Below are 13,926 nucleotides of genomic sequence, written 5' to 3'. Positions count from 1 at the left end.
GAAATGTATCCAAATGTACGAGCCTTGAAAGAAAAATCCCATCATCAAAAAATGTTATTTAGCGTAACGCCATCACAGCCAGTTGAGTCAATTCAGAACCAAGTAATAACTATCTCAGGGACACTCAGCTTCTCAACGACTACCTCATCTTTAGGGCTGGGTAGTACCACAACTTTTGGTTTGCGAGGATGATTGCTGGCCTTGCGTAGTTTGGGTACCTGGGCGATTCAGTCAGCAAACCATCACGGTTATTTCACTGCTATTTCTCGGTTAAACAAGCTCGCTTACCGAAAGTATAACAAGGGGAGCCTCGCTCCCCTTTTTCATTTATGACCACTTCTCAATACATGCCATCGCCGTCACACAGACAACCACCGCGTGTACCGACCCTCAACGGTTAAAGGTTGCCTCCAGTGCATAGTGCTTGAAGCAGGCTTCCAGATTGCTGCGGATCGCTGATGTGACGTTGATGAACTCAAGACCATATACCTCCCCTTCCTCCTCCTGCTTCGACCACATAACCTTGGCAATCACTGCCAGCGGAGTCTGATTACGATATAGGTCGATGGAGGGTTTAGGGGTGTAGATTTTGATCTCAACCTGCGACTTTTTGGGCAAATCGAGGGACTGCACGGTACGCAAACGCAGACCGGTGATGCTGAAGTCCTCAGTGATCGATTCATGGAAACTACCACCTGCCTGTACTTTCACCATCATGTGCTGATACATGCGGGGAGCACCACGCATCTCGTGTTCGGCACGATCGGCACTGTTGCTCGTTTCAAAGCGGAACTGCTCCATGATGTCGCGCAGTTGGCCAGACTCTTCATAGAGAGTGCGGCTGATGATCCCGGTGGTCTGTACCTTCTCAGTGTTCTCGGAGAGGGTGTGCAACAGGTCGTGCAAATGGGCATTAAGGGAGGCGAGCTTGTGCATCTGTGCGTCGCTGGTAGACCGGATCTGTCCAGCTGCCCCAACACTGCGCTCAATCTCGCCCATCAGGCCGTTGATGGACTGGCTCGCCTCATGGGCTTTGTCCATAGTGAGGTGGGTGCGGGCAATCACGCTCTTCACCGAGGCCTCATTCTCGCCGATAAGCTGGCTTAGGGTGGTGACAATACAGTTAATCTCTTTGGTCGCCTGTCCAGCATGGGTGGCCAGCTTGCGCACCTCATCAGCAACCACCGCAAAGCCGCGACCATGTTCACCGGCACGGGCAGCTTCAATAGCAGCATTAAGCGCCAGCAGGTTGGTCTGTTCGGTGATGGCACTAATAGATTGGGTGATAACCTGGATCTTCTGGCTCGCCTCGCTCAGCTGGCGCGTTTTCTGCTCAGCCTGCTGCGCTTCGGTCACGGCATGGCGCATCTCCTCGATATTTTCACTCATCACCTGAGTGCTGCGATTAGCGCTCCGGTAAGCAAGTTCCGCTTGCTGCCCCACCTGGTCGGCCAGACCCGCTACCGCTTCAGCTGCGCTGGAGAGGTCGTTGCTGGCACGGTTTACCTCTCTAGAGTGATGTTGCTCCGTCTGGGCCGCATCTGTGATGGTTTTTGAAATGTCGGAAATCTGGTAAGAGGATTGAGCAAGCTGACGGGTACGCAGGTCAATCTGGCGCATATGGCCGCTTAGCTGCTCAGCCATCATCCGCATGGTGCCCAACACGCTGTTGCTACCAAAGCGGGTCTCGATCCTGACGGTCAGGTTGCCAGTGGCAATTTCGGAAGCAACCCGAGCAGCATAGTCAGGCTCACCACCTAGGGTGCGCATCAGATGGCGATATTGGATCAGGTAGGCCATAGCTACAAAGAGCAGCGAGACCAATCCAGCGCCGAGGCTTATCCAGAGTGAAAGGGCCTTGGCCTCGTTCCGACTGGATGTAGCACTGGCAATACGGCTGTCGAGTGCATGAGAGATATTTTCAAGCTTCCCTGCTGCATTCTCGACCATGGCATCAAAACCATCCGAACTGGTCATGATGGCGTTTCCCGCCTCCCGCCCCTCATGGACATAGGCGTTTACCATGACGATCCCTTTCTCCTGCAACAGCTTTGCAACTTCCCGTATAGGAAGGATCTCGTCGGTAAGGTCCGGTAGAATACGGGCTAGCGCATCCAAATTTTTCAACGCATCATCACGGAAAGTTGCAGCATCGGCGATCCCCTCCTCGGTATCACCTGTCACCGATGCGTCGGTCAGAAACTGCTGGATCTGCACCAAATCGTAACGGGTTGCCTGGAAGGTCGATTGTGCGCTATCCAGTAATTCAACCTTCTCCTGGGCGCGCAACTGAGTTTGGTTACTCCATATGGAGACAACAGAAGCTACCAGCAGTGGTACTGCAACTAGCACGCCCCCCTTGATCATCATCCACTTGACGGAGCTTCCTCTCACCGGTTTGTGCGAGGCAATGCTAGCCTCATTCTGTTCGAGGGTGTTGTTGTATGAGAATACTTGTGCTGTAGCCATGGGGTCACCTCATAGACTAGTTGCCGGATGGAATAGCCATCACCAGCAAGGCACGCTGCCAAGTGGTTATTTCAAAAAGAGCATAAACTGTGCCAGCGAAAAGTAGCTTGTATCTGCCATGCTGTTGCCAAAATGATAAATCCATTAACTTTGATCTAGATCAAGCCGACAAATGCAATGCAATTTGCAAACAAGGCTTCCATTTGATCACGCGCCGATGCTGTGGGGTAGCTCCACCAATGCTCGGCAACGTTCTTTATGAAAGTGGGGGTGATGACGCCTGTCGTGTCTAACAGCTCAAACAGTGGGCGACTAAGTGATATGGCTAAGGCCAGTCCCATCATTGACGACGCGCTTCTTACGCTTGAACTCAGCAGTAACCCGGGGATGAGTTATTAACTTGCGGATGAGCCGACCTGCTACAGCTAGTGAGAGATTAAACTGGTCACACAACTGCAGGCTGGTGATGAACCGGCCTTGTTGCAGCGCCCAGGCAGCGGCAGCTTCAAAGAGTTCGTCTGTTGACATCCTTGTCCCCCAGAGGCTCTCTACTAAAGCTCCAATAGAATACCTTTATGTTATATAGCAGTTTTTCGCTCTTTCCTAATTGTCTGCCCTACCACGCCAATCACTGACCATATCGTCCGTTATCTCTTCCTTGTAGCAGACCGGCGCATAGCCCCCTGCCCGGCTCCACGCACTGCGCTTGCCGCAGCGGCTCCCATTCCTGGCATGGTTGTAGGGGCATGGGCAGTTCCCGGGATAGCTGTCGATGGACTCCTGGATGATCTGTTGCTTCACCTGCTCATCTGAGATGGCAACCTTTGCGGCCTCATCTTTGGCGCTGGCCGAGAAACAGACACTCAGCAGAACCAGCAACATCAAACGCTTCAACCCACTCTCCCCGCAGCTCACTGTTGAAGACCCAGGCTTTTATCACATCCGTAATTGATAACTTACAGCTTATTGATTAATTAGTGATTTATGTCAAAAACAAGTCCGATATCACAAAGTTAGCGGAGAAATCATTCAACTTTATGAGTGCCGATTGGTATGCTCCTCAACCGGTTCCTATGTCTCACGCAGGGCCTACCAATGGCGACGTTCTCAACCGCCATATCACCGGTTAAAAGCAGCAATCTGGGGACTGTAACCTAGGGGCGGTAGCTAATGCATTTATCGCCCTTCCCCTCTAAAAAACATCACATGGACTTGATGTTCATTACTGACAAGGAGAAACCCAATTGGTGAGTGGTCAGATTATTTTGAGGATTTTCCTGAACAGAATCCGGGAATCTGAGTAAACGGAGAGTTCAACCCCCGCCTGGCCCAGGAAGTACGGAATCAAGATGACCGGTTGAGAGCGACAACCAACAAGGCTCGCTCAGAAATCAACGCCGCCATCATGAAGACTTGGTTAGATACCAAGGCCAAATCCTTTCTTCTAACCGAAGAATGTCCTCAGTGCAGCCTTCCTGAGCTGAATACCTACAAAATCAGCGACACGCTCTACCTCTGTGAGTGCCAGGCCTGCAGCATTCACGGTCGAGGTGAAACGCATGCTATGGCATTGAAGAACACGTTTGATGTTGTTGGAGATAATATTGGATTGGAGAGATAATTACGAACGAAGTGAATAAATATATTCCCCTATACATTCAGGTTGTTCATTTTATGTAAAATCTCGTTTACACTCTCATTCAACGCCATTGAAAAATAACGACAAGATACATCGGCATTTTTTTTGAAAAACTATAAAATGAAAGAACTAATCCACCTAATATCTGAAATATCGTGGCCAGCAACTACCATATGGCTTGCTTACATTTTTCGAGCTGACATTAGAGAGTTAACTGCACGAGTTACTCAACTTAAATACAAAGACATAGAGGCAACATTCAACAAAGAATTAACTAATGCTGAAGTTAAGGTAACTGCAATAACTGCTGAGCTAAATACATCACATATAAGTACAGAGTTAAAACAAAAAATAGAAGAACTACAAAAAATCTCTTATATCTCTCCAAGAGCAGCGATATTAGAATCTTGGCTATTAATCGAGGATGCAGCAGGAAAGTCAGGTTTTATTCAAGGTGCGGATATCCCAAGAATAAACTCATTGCTTTTTGTAGAGTGGCTTATACGTGAGGGAAAACTTCCTAATGATAGCCTAGAGGTTGTATCATCACTACGTGAACTAAGAAACAAAGCTGCCCACCTTTCTGATTTCTACATAAATCAAAGTGATGCAAAAAGATATATTTCACTGGCAGTTAGAATATCAACCATGATTTCAAACTCTGATTAACCCCCCAAAAAAACAAATTCGATTGAAATTTAATTACCACAAATATAACTACTTGGAGATATCATGGCTAGAAAAAAGATTGAGTTTGGCGCTATCAATATTACAACGCACCCACATTCCCCAGAAAATTATTTAAAACTTTTTAGAGCAGCAAGAAGACTAGAGTCAAATGCCAGATTACGTGGTGATCAATTTGGTCGGATCGGATTAATACACAAATTAGATAATAACCAGGGTGATAAAGGGCCAATAGCAGGCGAAATATTAAAGTTCACCGACATAGATATAGAGGGTGAATGGTTCAATGTCAAAAGCAAAAGTGTTGCAACAGAAGATGACATGGCAGATATTTACATACCTGAAAATTTGAAGCCTAACCTTTCGCGATTTTCATTTATTTTTTTCCCAGAAGATCACATTCTAATCTACGAAGGATTCTATGATGGCAAGGTTTTGTCTCCAACATTAGCAGAAACATTTTTCGAAAAAATATTAAATCATGAAAGCATGACCAAAAAATTTGGTCCAGTGTTCGTAACTCACATTCCTGATGCTAACATCATTGATGATATGCTTGCACTTGGAAACATAACAAGCTTGACCCTTACGACTAAACGTCCAAATCCTGATGACCTGAAAACAACCGAAAGAAAAGTTCATGACAGATTAAAGAGATGGAATGCAGCTCAAGAGGACAGAACTTTAAAAGCAATAGATGGTGGTGAGCTTCATTTGGATGATGAGCTTAAGCTGGAAGCTAAAGTTGCAGCCAAAAATGGCATTGTTGAACTCAAGCGTTATAATCACGAAGGCATGAAAGAAACTCATTCAACTAAAGACCATCCGATGAGAAGAACTGAGTATTACAATCCGAACTCGGTCTTACCCTTCGAAATACTGAGAGAGATGGCATTTAGTCTCAAAAAGGAAATTTCAGCATGGATGAGAACATAGACAATAATATTTTTTTAAAATATTGGAATTCGTATGGAGGATTTAGGGCTATTTTTAATAGTCCATATTTTAGGGTATCCATTATTCTTACTATTATCCTTTTCCCGCATTGGATAAAACCTGGTTGGTGGGAGACGGTATTATCTGTAATGCCAAGCGTCTTGGGTTTTTCTCTTGGTGGATTTGCCATGTGGATGTCGGTTGGAGACAATGACTTCAAGTCTATTATCGCCGGGAAAGATGACGAGGACTCCGTGTCACCTTTTATGGAGGTAAATGCAACATTTGCACACTTTATTCTTCTTCAATTACTATCTATAGTATTGGCGATAATATCAAAAGCCTATGATATTAAAATATCTACACAGAGCGTCAGCTATAATCTACTCGGGGATTTTTTGTTTTATTTTGATTTTTTGTTATACTGTGTTAGTTATTTTATATTCATCTATGCTCTTTTAACTGCATTTGCAGCTGTAATGGCATTATTTAGAGTTTCATCTTGGTATGACGATATGCAGACAAAAATACATCTTGAGAAAAAAATAAAGACTAACTTTATCACCTCAATTTAAATAATTTCGTTTTTATTTTTTTCTTAGAAAGATTTTAAAGATTCTATTTTATACGGAATACATATTTCCTTTCATTCACAAAGCTCAAGTCCTAAACAGGGAAACGTACCACCAATTAAGGCTTGAAACCATAACCCCACCCCATATTACCTTGTAAAGCACATATATCATGAGCGACACAACAGAGGCAGTTCTTAAGTTAATAACTTCTATAACATCAACTAAAGGGGCAATAAAGTTTCTATCTATTTCCTTATCTTTAGTTACTCTTTGGAAATACACTTCCAACTATATTGAAAGCATCGGCGTCCCCAATGAACACAAAGCATTGGCAATTCTTTTTGCTGCTATAGGAATAGGTTCAATTACAGGAAAAATTCTTAATTACGCCATAGATATGACATACAATGCAACATGGAAAAAATATTTAAACTCTAGAGATAAAAAGAAACTTCTTCTTGAGCAAGAATCTTTGTATAGAGAAACTTTAGAAATTTTTCTTCAGACATACAAACACTATTCCTACACCACCAAAGAGGCACTCTGGAAATTATTAGATGAACCACAACCTCTTTGGGATGAACATGATTCAAACATTCCCATCGCATCATTAATTGAGTGCAATTTTATTCGATTTTGTACTAGAATAAACGAGAATGAGGGGATATATGAACTCCATCCACATATTACAGCACACCTACGTAATTCGCTTCAATCTGAAATAAAAAACATTGTGAATGAATATCTAACGGATAAAAGAATTGACAATGCCTTATTGACATTAATAACAACCAAAGAACACACTCCTGATATTCCTTACCAACAGCTATCAAGATTGCTAAATAATGCATATCCTATCCTATCTTCAATGGTACACGAACACTATTATGATGACGGCTTTGAGGTAAGGAAGGAAATTTTTACTATCCATACAAACAGGTTCTTTGAAAAAGAGCTTTCAAAGCAACTCGATATGGATATATATAAACATAAATATGAAATCCAGTCTGGCCGTTTAATAGCCTATGAAGATGATGATTTCGATGAATAGTCCTGCATGTACAGATCAATTTATTACCTCACATAGGTTTGCTTGCTCAAAGAAATCAACCTTCCCATCCCCGCCTCTGAGAATAACTTTCTAGTTTTTCCAATTCAGCCAGGTGATGCCGCCTGGCTACTTCTTTTGGCTCGATGTCAGAAATAACCCCCTTACTTAACTGACAGTACCCACTACCGTTCTCTCTTGCACAACCATACCAGCAGCACCACCAGACCAAGGTAAGGAAAAAATCTATCCTTCATTCACCTCTCAACACATTCACTGGCGCGCATATCAACCGTTCTATCTCCACCACCACTCGCTCAGGCGCCATATCGATCACCAGCCAGTGCCCTGCCCCGCACAGGCAATCCGTGTGCCCCAACGCCGAAAGCTCATCTGCCACCTCCAGCTGCACTCTCTCCCCACACCAGCCCCGAACGGCCGGGTAGACCACCACCCGGCAGAATTTCGCGACCTTCACTGCGGCAATCACATCTTGGTTGAACGTGCCTGAATCCCCCCAGTGATGGTGTAACCACGCTGGCGACGGTCGGTGAGGATCCGCTCCATCTCAACCTTCACGACATCGCTAGTAACCTCGCCGTCACGCTGCAGTACGGTAACTGTCGCCTCCATCCGGCACGCGGCGATGGAGAACACAAGCTGACGTGGTTTTGTCCGTACTGCGGGAGGCAAACGACGAAGTATCTCTGCACGCACCTCTGCAGGGCGAGGTGCAAACTGGCGATCTACGTCAGCAGCCATGTCCAGCACCACCTCCCGGATTTGGGCTGGAGTGAACCCGCGCAGCACGCCACCCCAGGCCAGCGCCACACCGCGGGCATTGGCATCCAACTGGTTCGCGCTTGCTGGCCAACTACCGGCCATCATCGGCAACAGCTCCTCGGCCATAAACGCCGCCATGCTGTCGCTCACCAATGGCTGTTCCTGCATTGCTGGCAGGGCTGTCACGTTAGAGGGGCGTGTCGTCGTCATAACCTCCCCTCCCCGACTCTCGAAGCGCCTGTGCGGCTTGCTGGGCAGCCTGTAAGTTGGCTAAGGGCTTGCGCTGCGCCGCAGTGTGGAACGAGCTGGCCGCTCGGCGTATCCAGTTGCGCCAAGTCTTCTCCCAGTCCAGCTTCACCGCTTTGGCGCCAGGCAAGGCTTGCCAGTAATCTGCGAACGTTGCCGCCTCCATCAAGACCCGTTCCTTGGGCAGCCCTGTCTCTTGCATCGCCCACCTCCCCCACTCTGCCGGTAGTCCCCAGTTGTTCGGCAAGCGGGTACCTCGCCGAGTGGTTTCGCTTTCAGGGCGAATTTCCCCTTGGGGGGATACAGGGGGGATCTTTGGATCAATGACTGGTTCTAAAGAGTTACTGATTCTATGTGCATCTCCTGCACCACCCCCTAGTGCAGCTCCTGCACTACCCTGGTGAATCTCCTGCACCTCTGGATGTGAAGCTCCTGCACCATCCAACGTGAGCACATAAACATTGGATCTCTTTCCTTGGGGACCAACTCGGGACTCCTTTGTCAAAAGATCCGCCTCACACATTGCATCGATGTGATTGATCACTGAGCGTCGGGATATTTCGCATTGATCTGCAATGTGTTGGTATGAAGGCCAGCATTCGCCAGTATCGCTGGCATTGTCCGCCAATTTTATCAGCACGAGCTTACGTAGCGGATTCCCCACCTTAATACTCATGGCCTTGACCATCAGTAGCATGCTCATAGCGCCACCTCCTGCTCACAGCCATAAAACGGGTAATGATCGAGATCATGCAGCATGGGGCGCTCCCCACGGGCCAAAGTCAATTTGGTCATAGTCGGATCCTGTGTGTCTTGTTGCCCGGTGGTAAGCCGAGCAGATTGGTTATGCGCTAGGTTGTTCCTCTTCACGCTCGGCCGCTCGGGCCTGGAGCTCGTGCGCTAGGCGCAATGCCTGCCGGTCAGTGCCTGCAGCCTGGGCCGTTGAGATCAAAGGTTCATCAATCGCTAATGCCAACTCATGCATAACCGCTTTCAACACGATGTTGTCGCGATCGCTGACGTGTTCTAATGCCGGGCGTGGTGGTCGGGTAAGACTGGGCATGTTGTTATCTCCGAAGGATGGAATTACACAGATCAATGAGCTTTTGAAGCGGCTTCTTGGGGCGCTCCACCTCATAACATTCCCCATCAATGTAGGTAAACGTGAGCAGGCCCCGCTCTGGCAATCCCGCACCGTTCAAGATCTCCTCGGCAGTCACGGGTGGGAATCCCTGTTCGATTAGGCTTCGATTGGCCCGTTTGACGGCCCTCGCCAATATCTCGGGCTCATGCTGTGATATGGAATTAAGCAGGAACAGTAAAGAGGTGCGCGCGAAGGCGGTCTCAGTCATGCCAAATTCTGCCCCGACTTCTTGCCACACACAGCGTTGCGCTGGGTTGCCGCGTAGTCGTAGTGGAGAAATGGAGTCCATTTTTGCGTGATCTGGTAGGGCTGGTCGTCCCATTGGTCAGGTCCTTTTGGTGTGATCATAAAAGCCGGTGGTCAGGCGGCTTGTTGAGTTGGCAATTGCAGCTCTTTGCTCAAGGGATAGTCCTCCAGCCCCAGACGCAACTCACCATTACTGGCGATAACAAAGCTGACAGCATGCTGGGCCGGGATCACATCACCCCACTTGACGGCAAGGCTACGGGAGATACCGATCGCCTTCATGGCGCGGGCCATGTTGCCGAAGTGCTTGATCACTTCTCGTTTCTTCATTGGTCGGGTCCTTGCTGTGGTTACAGTACAAAGGCCATCTTAGTTCCTTACTATGAACATATCAATGATCACCATAATGATCTTCAGATAAGACAAAATGATGGAGTGTTTTATTATGAGAACAGAATCAAGATGACCTCTTTTCGAGATCGGCTGGAATACATGATGAATGAACGCGGCTTCATACAGGCTGATCTGGTACGCAAGTCTGGGGTAAGTAAGGCAGCCATATCTGTTCTCTTATCTGATCCGCTCAAAGACCTGCGAGTAAGCAGCCTGCTATCTATCGCGAAGGCCTTAGGTTGTGATCCTCTTTGGCTTTACACTGGAAAAGAAAGTGGAACCTATGTCTCTGCTACCAATCTCGGTGAGGTGCCGGTATGGGAGATGTCTGAGCTTGGCAAGCACCCGACGGATGCCCTTTCAACGTTAGAGAGCGGACGCAGCATTTTTAGTGACGCAGAAGGGCATCTTATTGGCGTGATCGCCAATGACGATAACCTTATGGGGTCTGGCATCAAAAATGGTGATATCTGTATCATTGACCTTGCAGATCGAGTCCCTCGCCACAACGATATCGTGCTGGTAAGACTCGATAGCAACAAGCAGGAGCGCCTGCTCAAAGCCCTAGATGGACTATCAGGCATTACATTGGTAACCGATGATCCCAGGCTTGGTGTAATCCCTCTCAAGGATGCGCTTGTTTATGGCCGAATGATCGAACTACGTAGAGACATGAAGGAGTAGTAACCCTTCACCCTCCACCATTAGCCCGCACAATGCGGGCTTTTTTGTACCTGAAATCTTTCAAAGATACGTCCATAGAAAAGACATTCACAATAACGAACAAATAATGTTGACTATTCAGTTCGCCAATATTAACCTCCATCTTGTTCGGTAAAACAATCAGACTACTCCGACAAGGCCATGAATCATCGGCCACCAGCAACAGGACCCGCCCTTTCACCAGGGCATGCGCCTGACCAGCGCGTAAGAACGACAAAGCCCGCACAAGGCGGGCTTCGAAGGACCAGGGTACCACCCCTAGTCAGGCTGCCAGGGGACCAACCCCAGCAACAGGACCCAACCACGCCAAAGGCGAGGAAGGTGTTAACGGGGACCAACCCGCCAACAGGAGCAAATGTACCATGGCCAAGAGCATTTTACCCAGAGCGGCTAAATTCGCTGACCAGCTTGTAGCGACAATCTCCGATCAGCTGAACGGCAATGCTGCCCGCCGCTGCGCCATCAAACAGCGCCTGCTTCTGGCCATGCTGGCTGCCGAGCAACATCACATTGTTGCTGCCCGCGCCGCCCAGAGACGCACCGCCAGCTTAAACAAGCACAGCGCCCTCCTCCACTGGCGCATTGACTACCGCCGCCACGCTGTCTGACCCGGGTCTGGTGCTTCCCTGATAGCGCCGTAGCCAAAGCCTCTTTCTCAAGCACCGCAAGGATGCTTTGGCTAACTGCAATCTGAATTCAGCGTTGCATCGCTCTTTAACAATATGGATTGGGATGCCTCGAACGAAATCCACTTTCCCGGTGGATCTGCCCTGACCTGTAGAATCAGAAATTGGGCGGCTGGATGAGGTGATGTACGCCTGTATAAGGCGGTACATCCAAGCGTCACGTGTGGCGCTTGGATGTAATGTGGAAATAAGGAGAGAAGATTTCCCTAAGTCAAAAAGTGGCCAGATAAGAAGAGTTCACGTTCTTCCATATCGGGTGGGGACTCACCATATGGCTGGGCACCGACAATGTTGCCAAGCTGCATCGCAGCAGGGCTGAAATAGAAATGGACCCCGCCCGTAGCAACATCAACGCGCGAGAAAACCTGGATCACCCGCATGAGATCCGGATTGGTATATGAGTGCATGATATCTAGGCTATTTCTCAGCAAAGTAGATACTCTGACACAAGTGGGTAAATCACTCACATACAAATAACTCCACATACAATCCTCCCAAGTTCATTGCCCAACACGTCATCATCTGAACGAGACTCACTAGCTCCATTCAGCACATGATTGGATGACTATACCCCCTGCCAGCACGACCACATAACAACAGACTCATAATGGGCTTAATTAGAGCTCTTGGCTGCATGCCTGTACACTGATTTTACGCTATTGTGTAGAGTGTCAATTTGTTTGTCGGTTTCGGGGCGCACTATATGGGAGTGTCATCATGACACGCAAAGACGTTCATACTGTTGACAGTGAAGTGGAAATACTCGCGGACATGCAACTGGTATCAACCACCGACCTGAAAGGCATGATCACTTATGCCAATCCAGCGTTTTGCCGCATTGCTGGCTATACCGTCGAGGAGCTGGTTGGGCAACACCATAATATGGTGCGCCATCCTGATATGCCCAAAGCAGCCTTTGCCGACCTGTGGTCGCATCTGGAAGAAGGCAACGCTTGGCGTGGGCTGGTCAAAAACCGTTGCAAAGATGGCCGTTACTACTGGGTTGATGCATACATCACCCCCATTTATACCGATGGCAAAGTTACCGGTTACCAGTCGGTTCGTTGTCGTGCGAATGCCGAACATAAAGCACTGGCTAACAAAATTTACCCTGAACTACGTGCCCGTGAAGGCAGCACAAAATTCATGCTACACAATGCCCATATGCCTCCCCTCCTTAGCGTTCTCCTGATGCTGGCAACCATAGCAGGGATCGCGTGGCTACTGCCTCCACTGCAGGCTACTTGTGTTGCCTTGCCTTTACTCATCGCCATCTGGTTCAATCGTAATCAGCTTTTTTTCACTCCCCGTTTTTTTCAACAGCTCGGGCAGGATTACGACAGCATTAGCCGGCTGATTTTCTCAGGTGATGCCCCCCACAGTATTGCGGACTTCCATATCAAGCTCTGGCAAGCACGGATCCGTACTGTCTTAGGGCGGGTGGAAGATGCAACCCATTCACTACAGCAACTGGCCGATAACCTGAGTGGTTCTGCCACCCATGCCAGCAGAGATATTTCATCACAAGATCTTCAAATCCAGCAAATCGCAACAGCGGTAACTGAAATGGCCATGGCCGCTAACGAAATCAACCGCAGTATTCAAGACAGTAACCAGCAAATCGAGGAGGCCCGGGGCCACTGCCTGAATACCGATACCCAGTTGATAAAGGCCAGCAATGAGATTGCATCACTCGCCAATCTGGCAGAACAAGCTTTTCAGTCAGCAACAGAGCTCGCCAGTGAGTCGGAACGGATTGGATCCATCATGTCTGAGATACAGGGCATAGCAGATCAGACCAACCTGCTCGCGCTCAATGCTGCCATCGAAGCTGCACGAGCAGGTGAACAGGGCCGTGGTTTCGCTGTAGTGGCAGAGGAAGTGCGTAACCTGTCTACCCGCACCCACAAGGCAACAGAGCAGATCCAAGGCAGTATTGGCCACATTCAACATACATTGGGTGGTTGGAAAGGCATGATGCATGACAACATGACCAAGACCCACTCATGCCAAGCCACCACTCTTACATGTTCTGGCAACCTACATCAGATCCTTTCCGAAATTGATAACGTGTCCAACTTCTCAGGCCAGATTTCTTCTGCGACCCTCCAGCAACAAGCAGTTGTGGATGAGATAAGCCGGAATATCAATTTGCTCTCGTCACTCTCACATGACAACAGCCAAAAGATTGATGAAGTCAGTGCCACCAGCGAGACACTGCTCAGCAAAGCAAGCCAACTCAAGGGGCTAAGCCAGACATTTGGCTAAAGAACGGGGTAATCCACGTCCTAGAACCGTCGCCGACACAAGACATCCCCTCTGTCGCGTCGAGGTTTTTTGAATCACAACCA

General features: G+C 48.1%; 15 protein-coding genes. 8 read left to right on the top strand and 7 right to left on the bottom strand.

Annotation, left to right across the window (positions count from 1 at the left end; all coding sequences use genetic code 11):
- Nucleotides 1-390 precede the first annotated feature (390 nt).
- The 3 genes from ACE1BR_RS05255 to ACE1BR_RS05245 all read right to left on the bottom strand — a co-directional run bounded on the left by ACE1BR_RS05255 (nucleotide 391) and on the right by ACE1BR_RS05245 (nucleotide 3,363).
- Nucleotides 391-2,469, bottom strand: a complete 2,079-nt coding sequence (locus tag ACE1BR_RS05255; RefSeq protein WP_374868220.1) for a methyl-accepting chemotaxis protein — start codon at nucleotides 2,467-2,469, stop codon at nucleotides 391-393.
- A gap of 312 nt (nucleotides 2,470-2,781) precedes the next feature.
- Entirely contained in the window at nucleotides 2,782-2,997 is a 216-nt protein-coding gene (locus ACE1BR_RS05250) for a hypothetical protein (RefSeq protein ID WP_374868218.1), read from the bottom strand.
- A gap of 75 nt (nucleotides 2,998-3,072) precedes the next feature.
- Entirely contained in the window at nucleotides 3,073-3,363 is a 291-nt protein-coding gene (locus ACE1BR_RS05245; RefSeq protein WP_374868216.1) for a hypothetical protein, read from the bottom strand.
- Nucleotides 3,364-3,826: 463 nt separating this feature from the next.
- Here ACE1BR_RS05245 and ACE1BR_RS05240 point away from each other — a divergent pair, with 463 nt between their 5' ends.
- The 5 genes from ACE1BR_RS05240 to ACE1BR_RS05220 all read left to right on the top strand — a co-directional run bounded on the left by ACE1BR_RS05240 (nucleotide 3,827) and on the right by ACE1BR_RS05220 (nucleotide 7,357).
- Nucleotides 3,827-4,090 (top strand): hypothetical protein, encoded by a 264-nt coding sequence (locus tag ACE1BR_RS05240; protein WP_374868214.1) that lies wholly within the window; start codon nucleotides 3,827-3,829, stop codon nucleotides 4,088-4,090.
- A 138-nt stretch (nucleotides 4,091-4,228) separates the two neighbouring features.
- Nucleotides 4,229-4,777: a hypothetical protein gene (locus tag ACE1BR_RS05235; RefSeq protein ID WP_374868212.1), complete on the top strand. Its 549-nt coding sequence runs from the start codon at nucleotides 4,229-4,231 to the stop codon at nucleotides 4,775-4,777.
- A 63-nt stretch (nucleotides 4,778-4,840) separates the two neighbouring features.
- Nucleotides 4,841-5,731 carry a DUF4747 family protein gene (locus tag ACE1BR_RS05230; protein WP_374868210.1) on the top strand — a complete coding sequence of 297 codons (891 nt, stop codon included), beginning with the start codon at nucleotides 4,841-4,843 and terminating at the stop codon, nucleotides 5,729-5,731.
- Nucleotides 5,716-6,306, top strand: a complete 591-nt coding sequence (locus tag ACE1BR_RS05225) for a hypothetical protein (RefSeq protein WP_374868208.1) — start codon at nucleotides 5,716-5,718, stop codon at nucleotides 6,304-6,306. Before ACE1BR_RS05230 ends, ACE1BR_RS05225 begins: the two co-directional genes overlap by 16 nt.
- Before the next feature lie 169 nt (nucleotides 6,307-6,475).
- Nucleotides 6,476-7,357 (top strand): hypothetical protein, encoded by an 882-nt coding sequence (locus ACE1BR_RS05220; protein ID WP_374868206.1) that lies wholly within the window; start codon nucleotides 6,476-6,478, stop codon nucleotides 7,355-7,357.
- Between the two features lie 483 nt (nucleotides 7,358-7,840).
- On the opposite strand, the gene ACE1BR_RS05215 is transcribed toward ACE1BR_RS05220, so the two are convergent.
- The 3 genes from ACE1BR_RS05215 to ACE1BR_RS05205 form a co-directional block, all read right to left on the bottom strand.
- Entirely contained in the window at nucleotides 7,841-8,347 is a 507-nt protein-coding gene (locus ACE1BR_RS05215) for a hypothetical protein (protein ID WP_374868204.1), read from the bottom strand.
- Complete coding sequence (locus ACE1BR_RS05210; RefSeq protein WP_374868202.1) at nucleotides 8,325-9,086, bottom strand: helix-turn-helix domain-containing protein; 762 nt, start codon at nucleotides 9,084-9,086, stop codon at nucleotides 8,325-8,327. Before ACE1BR_RS05210 ends, ACE1BR_RS05215 begins: the two co-directional genes overlap by 23 nt.
- 801 nt (nucleotides 9,087-9,887) lie before the next feature.
- Complete coding sequence (locus tag ACE1BR_RS05205; protein ID WP_374868200.1) at nucleotides 9,888-10,103, bottom strand: Cro/CI family transcriptional regulator; 216 nt, start codon at nucleotides 10,101-10,103, stop codon at nucleotides 9,888-9,890.
- A 132-nt stretch (nucleotides 10,104-10,235) separates the two neighbouring features.
- Here ACE1BR_RS05205 and ACE1BR_RS05200 point away from each other — a divergent pair, with 132 nt between their 5' ends.
- Complete coding sequence (locus tag ACE1BR_RS05200) at nucleotides 10,236-10,850, top strand: helix-turn-helix domain-containing protein (RefSeq protein ID WP_374868198.1); 615 nt, start codon at nucleotides 10,236-10,238, stop codon at nucleotides 10,848-10,850.
- Between the two features lie 401 nt (nucleotides 10,851-11,251).
- Nucleotides 11,252-11,497 (top strand): hypothetical protein, encoded by a 246-nt coding sequence (locus ACE1BR_RS05195; RefSeq protein ID WP_374868196.1) that lies wholly within the window; start codon nucleotides 11,252-11,254, stop codon nucleotides 11,495-11,497.
- Between the two features lie 284 nt (nucleotides 11,498-11,781).
- Here ACE1BR_RS05195 and ACE1BR_RS05190 read toward each other — a convergent pair whose 3' ends face one another.
- On the bottom strand, nucleotides 11,782-12,060 hold the full coding sequence (locus ACE1BR_RS05190) for a hypothetical protein (RefSeq protein WP_374868194.1): 279 nt from the start codon (nucleotides 12,058-12,060) through the stop codon (nucleotides 11,782-11,784).
- Between the two features lie 232 nt (nucleotides 12,061-12,292).
- Here ACE1BR_RS05190 and ACE1BR_RS05185 point away from each other — a divergent pair, with 232 nt between their 5' ends.
- Nucleotides 12,293-13,843 (top strand): methyl-accepting chemotaxis protein, encoded by a 1,551-nt coding sequence (locus ACE1BR_RS05185; RefSeq protein WP_374868192.1) that lies wholly within the window; start codon nucleotides 12,293-12,295, stop codon nucleotides 13,841-13,843.
- Nucleotides 13,844-13,926: the final 83 nt, after the last annotated feature.

Origin of the sequence: Aeromonas sp. MdU4 (assembly GCF_041929505.1) — a bacterium.
In the GTDB taxonomy this organism is placed as follows: domain Bacteria; phylum Pseudomonadota; class Gammaproteobacteria; order Enterobacterales; family Aeromonadaceae; genus Aeromonas.
This window is presented reverse-complemented; position numbering and strand designations above follow the sequence as displayed.

Excerpts from the sequence above, each read along its gene's own strand:
- ACE1BR_RS05255 (WP_374868220.1), bottom strand. The coding sequence starts at position 2,469 with ATGGCTACAGCACAAGTATTCTCATACAACAACACCCTCGAACAGAAT.
- ACE1BR_RS05215 (WP_374868204.1), bottom strand. The coding sequence starts at position 8,347 with ATGACGACGACACGCCCCTCTAACGTGACAGCCCTGCCAGCAATGCAG.
- ACE1BR_RS05250 (WP_374868218.1), bottom strand. The coding sequence starts at position 2,997 with ATGTCAACAGACGAACTCTTTGAAGCTGCCGCTGCCTGGGCGCTGCAA.
- ACE1BR_RS05235 (WP_374868212.1), top strand. The coding sequence starts at position 4,229 with ATGAAAGAACTAATCCACCTAATATCTGAAATATCGTGGCCAGCAACT.
- ACE1BR_RS05195 (WP_374868196.1), top strand. The coding sequence starts at position 11,252 with ATGGCCAAGAGCATTTTACCCAGAGCGGCTAAATTCGCTGACCAGCTT.
- ACE1BR_RS05190 (WP_374868194.1), bottom strand. The coding sequence starts at position 12,060 with ATGTGGAGTTATTTGTATGTGAGTGATTTACCCACTTGTGTCAGAGTA.
- ACE1BR_RS05185 (WP_374868192.1), top strand. The coding sequence starts at position 12,293 with ATGACACGCAAAGACGTTCATACTGTTGACAGTGAAGTGGAAATACTC.
- ACE1BR_RS05220 (WP_374868206.1), top strand. The coding sequence starts at position 6,476 with ATGAGCGACACAACAGAGGCAGTTCTTAAGTTAATAACTTCTATAACA.
- ACE1BR_RS05225 (WP_374868208.1), top strand. The coding sequence starts at position 5,716 with ATGGATGAGAACATAGACAATAATATTTTTTTAAAATATTGGAATTCG.
- ACE1BR_RS05210 (WP_374868202.1), bottom strand. The coding sequence starts at position 9,086 with ATGAGCATGCTACTGATGGTCAAGGCCATGAGTATTAAGGTGGGGAAT.
- ACE1BR_RS05230 (WP_374868210.1), top strand. The coding sequence starts at position 4,841 with ATGGCTAGAAAAAAGATTGAGTTTGGCGCTATCAATATTACAACGCAC.
- ACE1BR_RS05205 (WP_374868200.1), bottom strand. The coding sequence starts at position 10,103 with ATGAAGAAACGAGAAGTGATCAAGCACTTCGGCAACATGGCCCGCGCC.
- ACE1BR_RS05200 (WP_374868198.1), top strand. The coding sequence starts at position 10,236 with ATGACCTCTTTTCGAGATCGGCTGGAATACATGATGAATGAACGCGGC.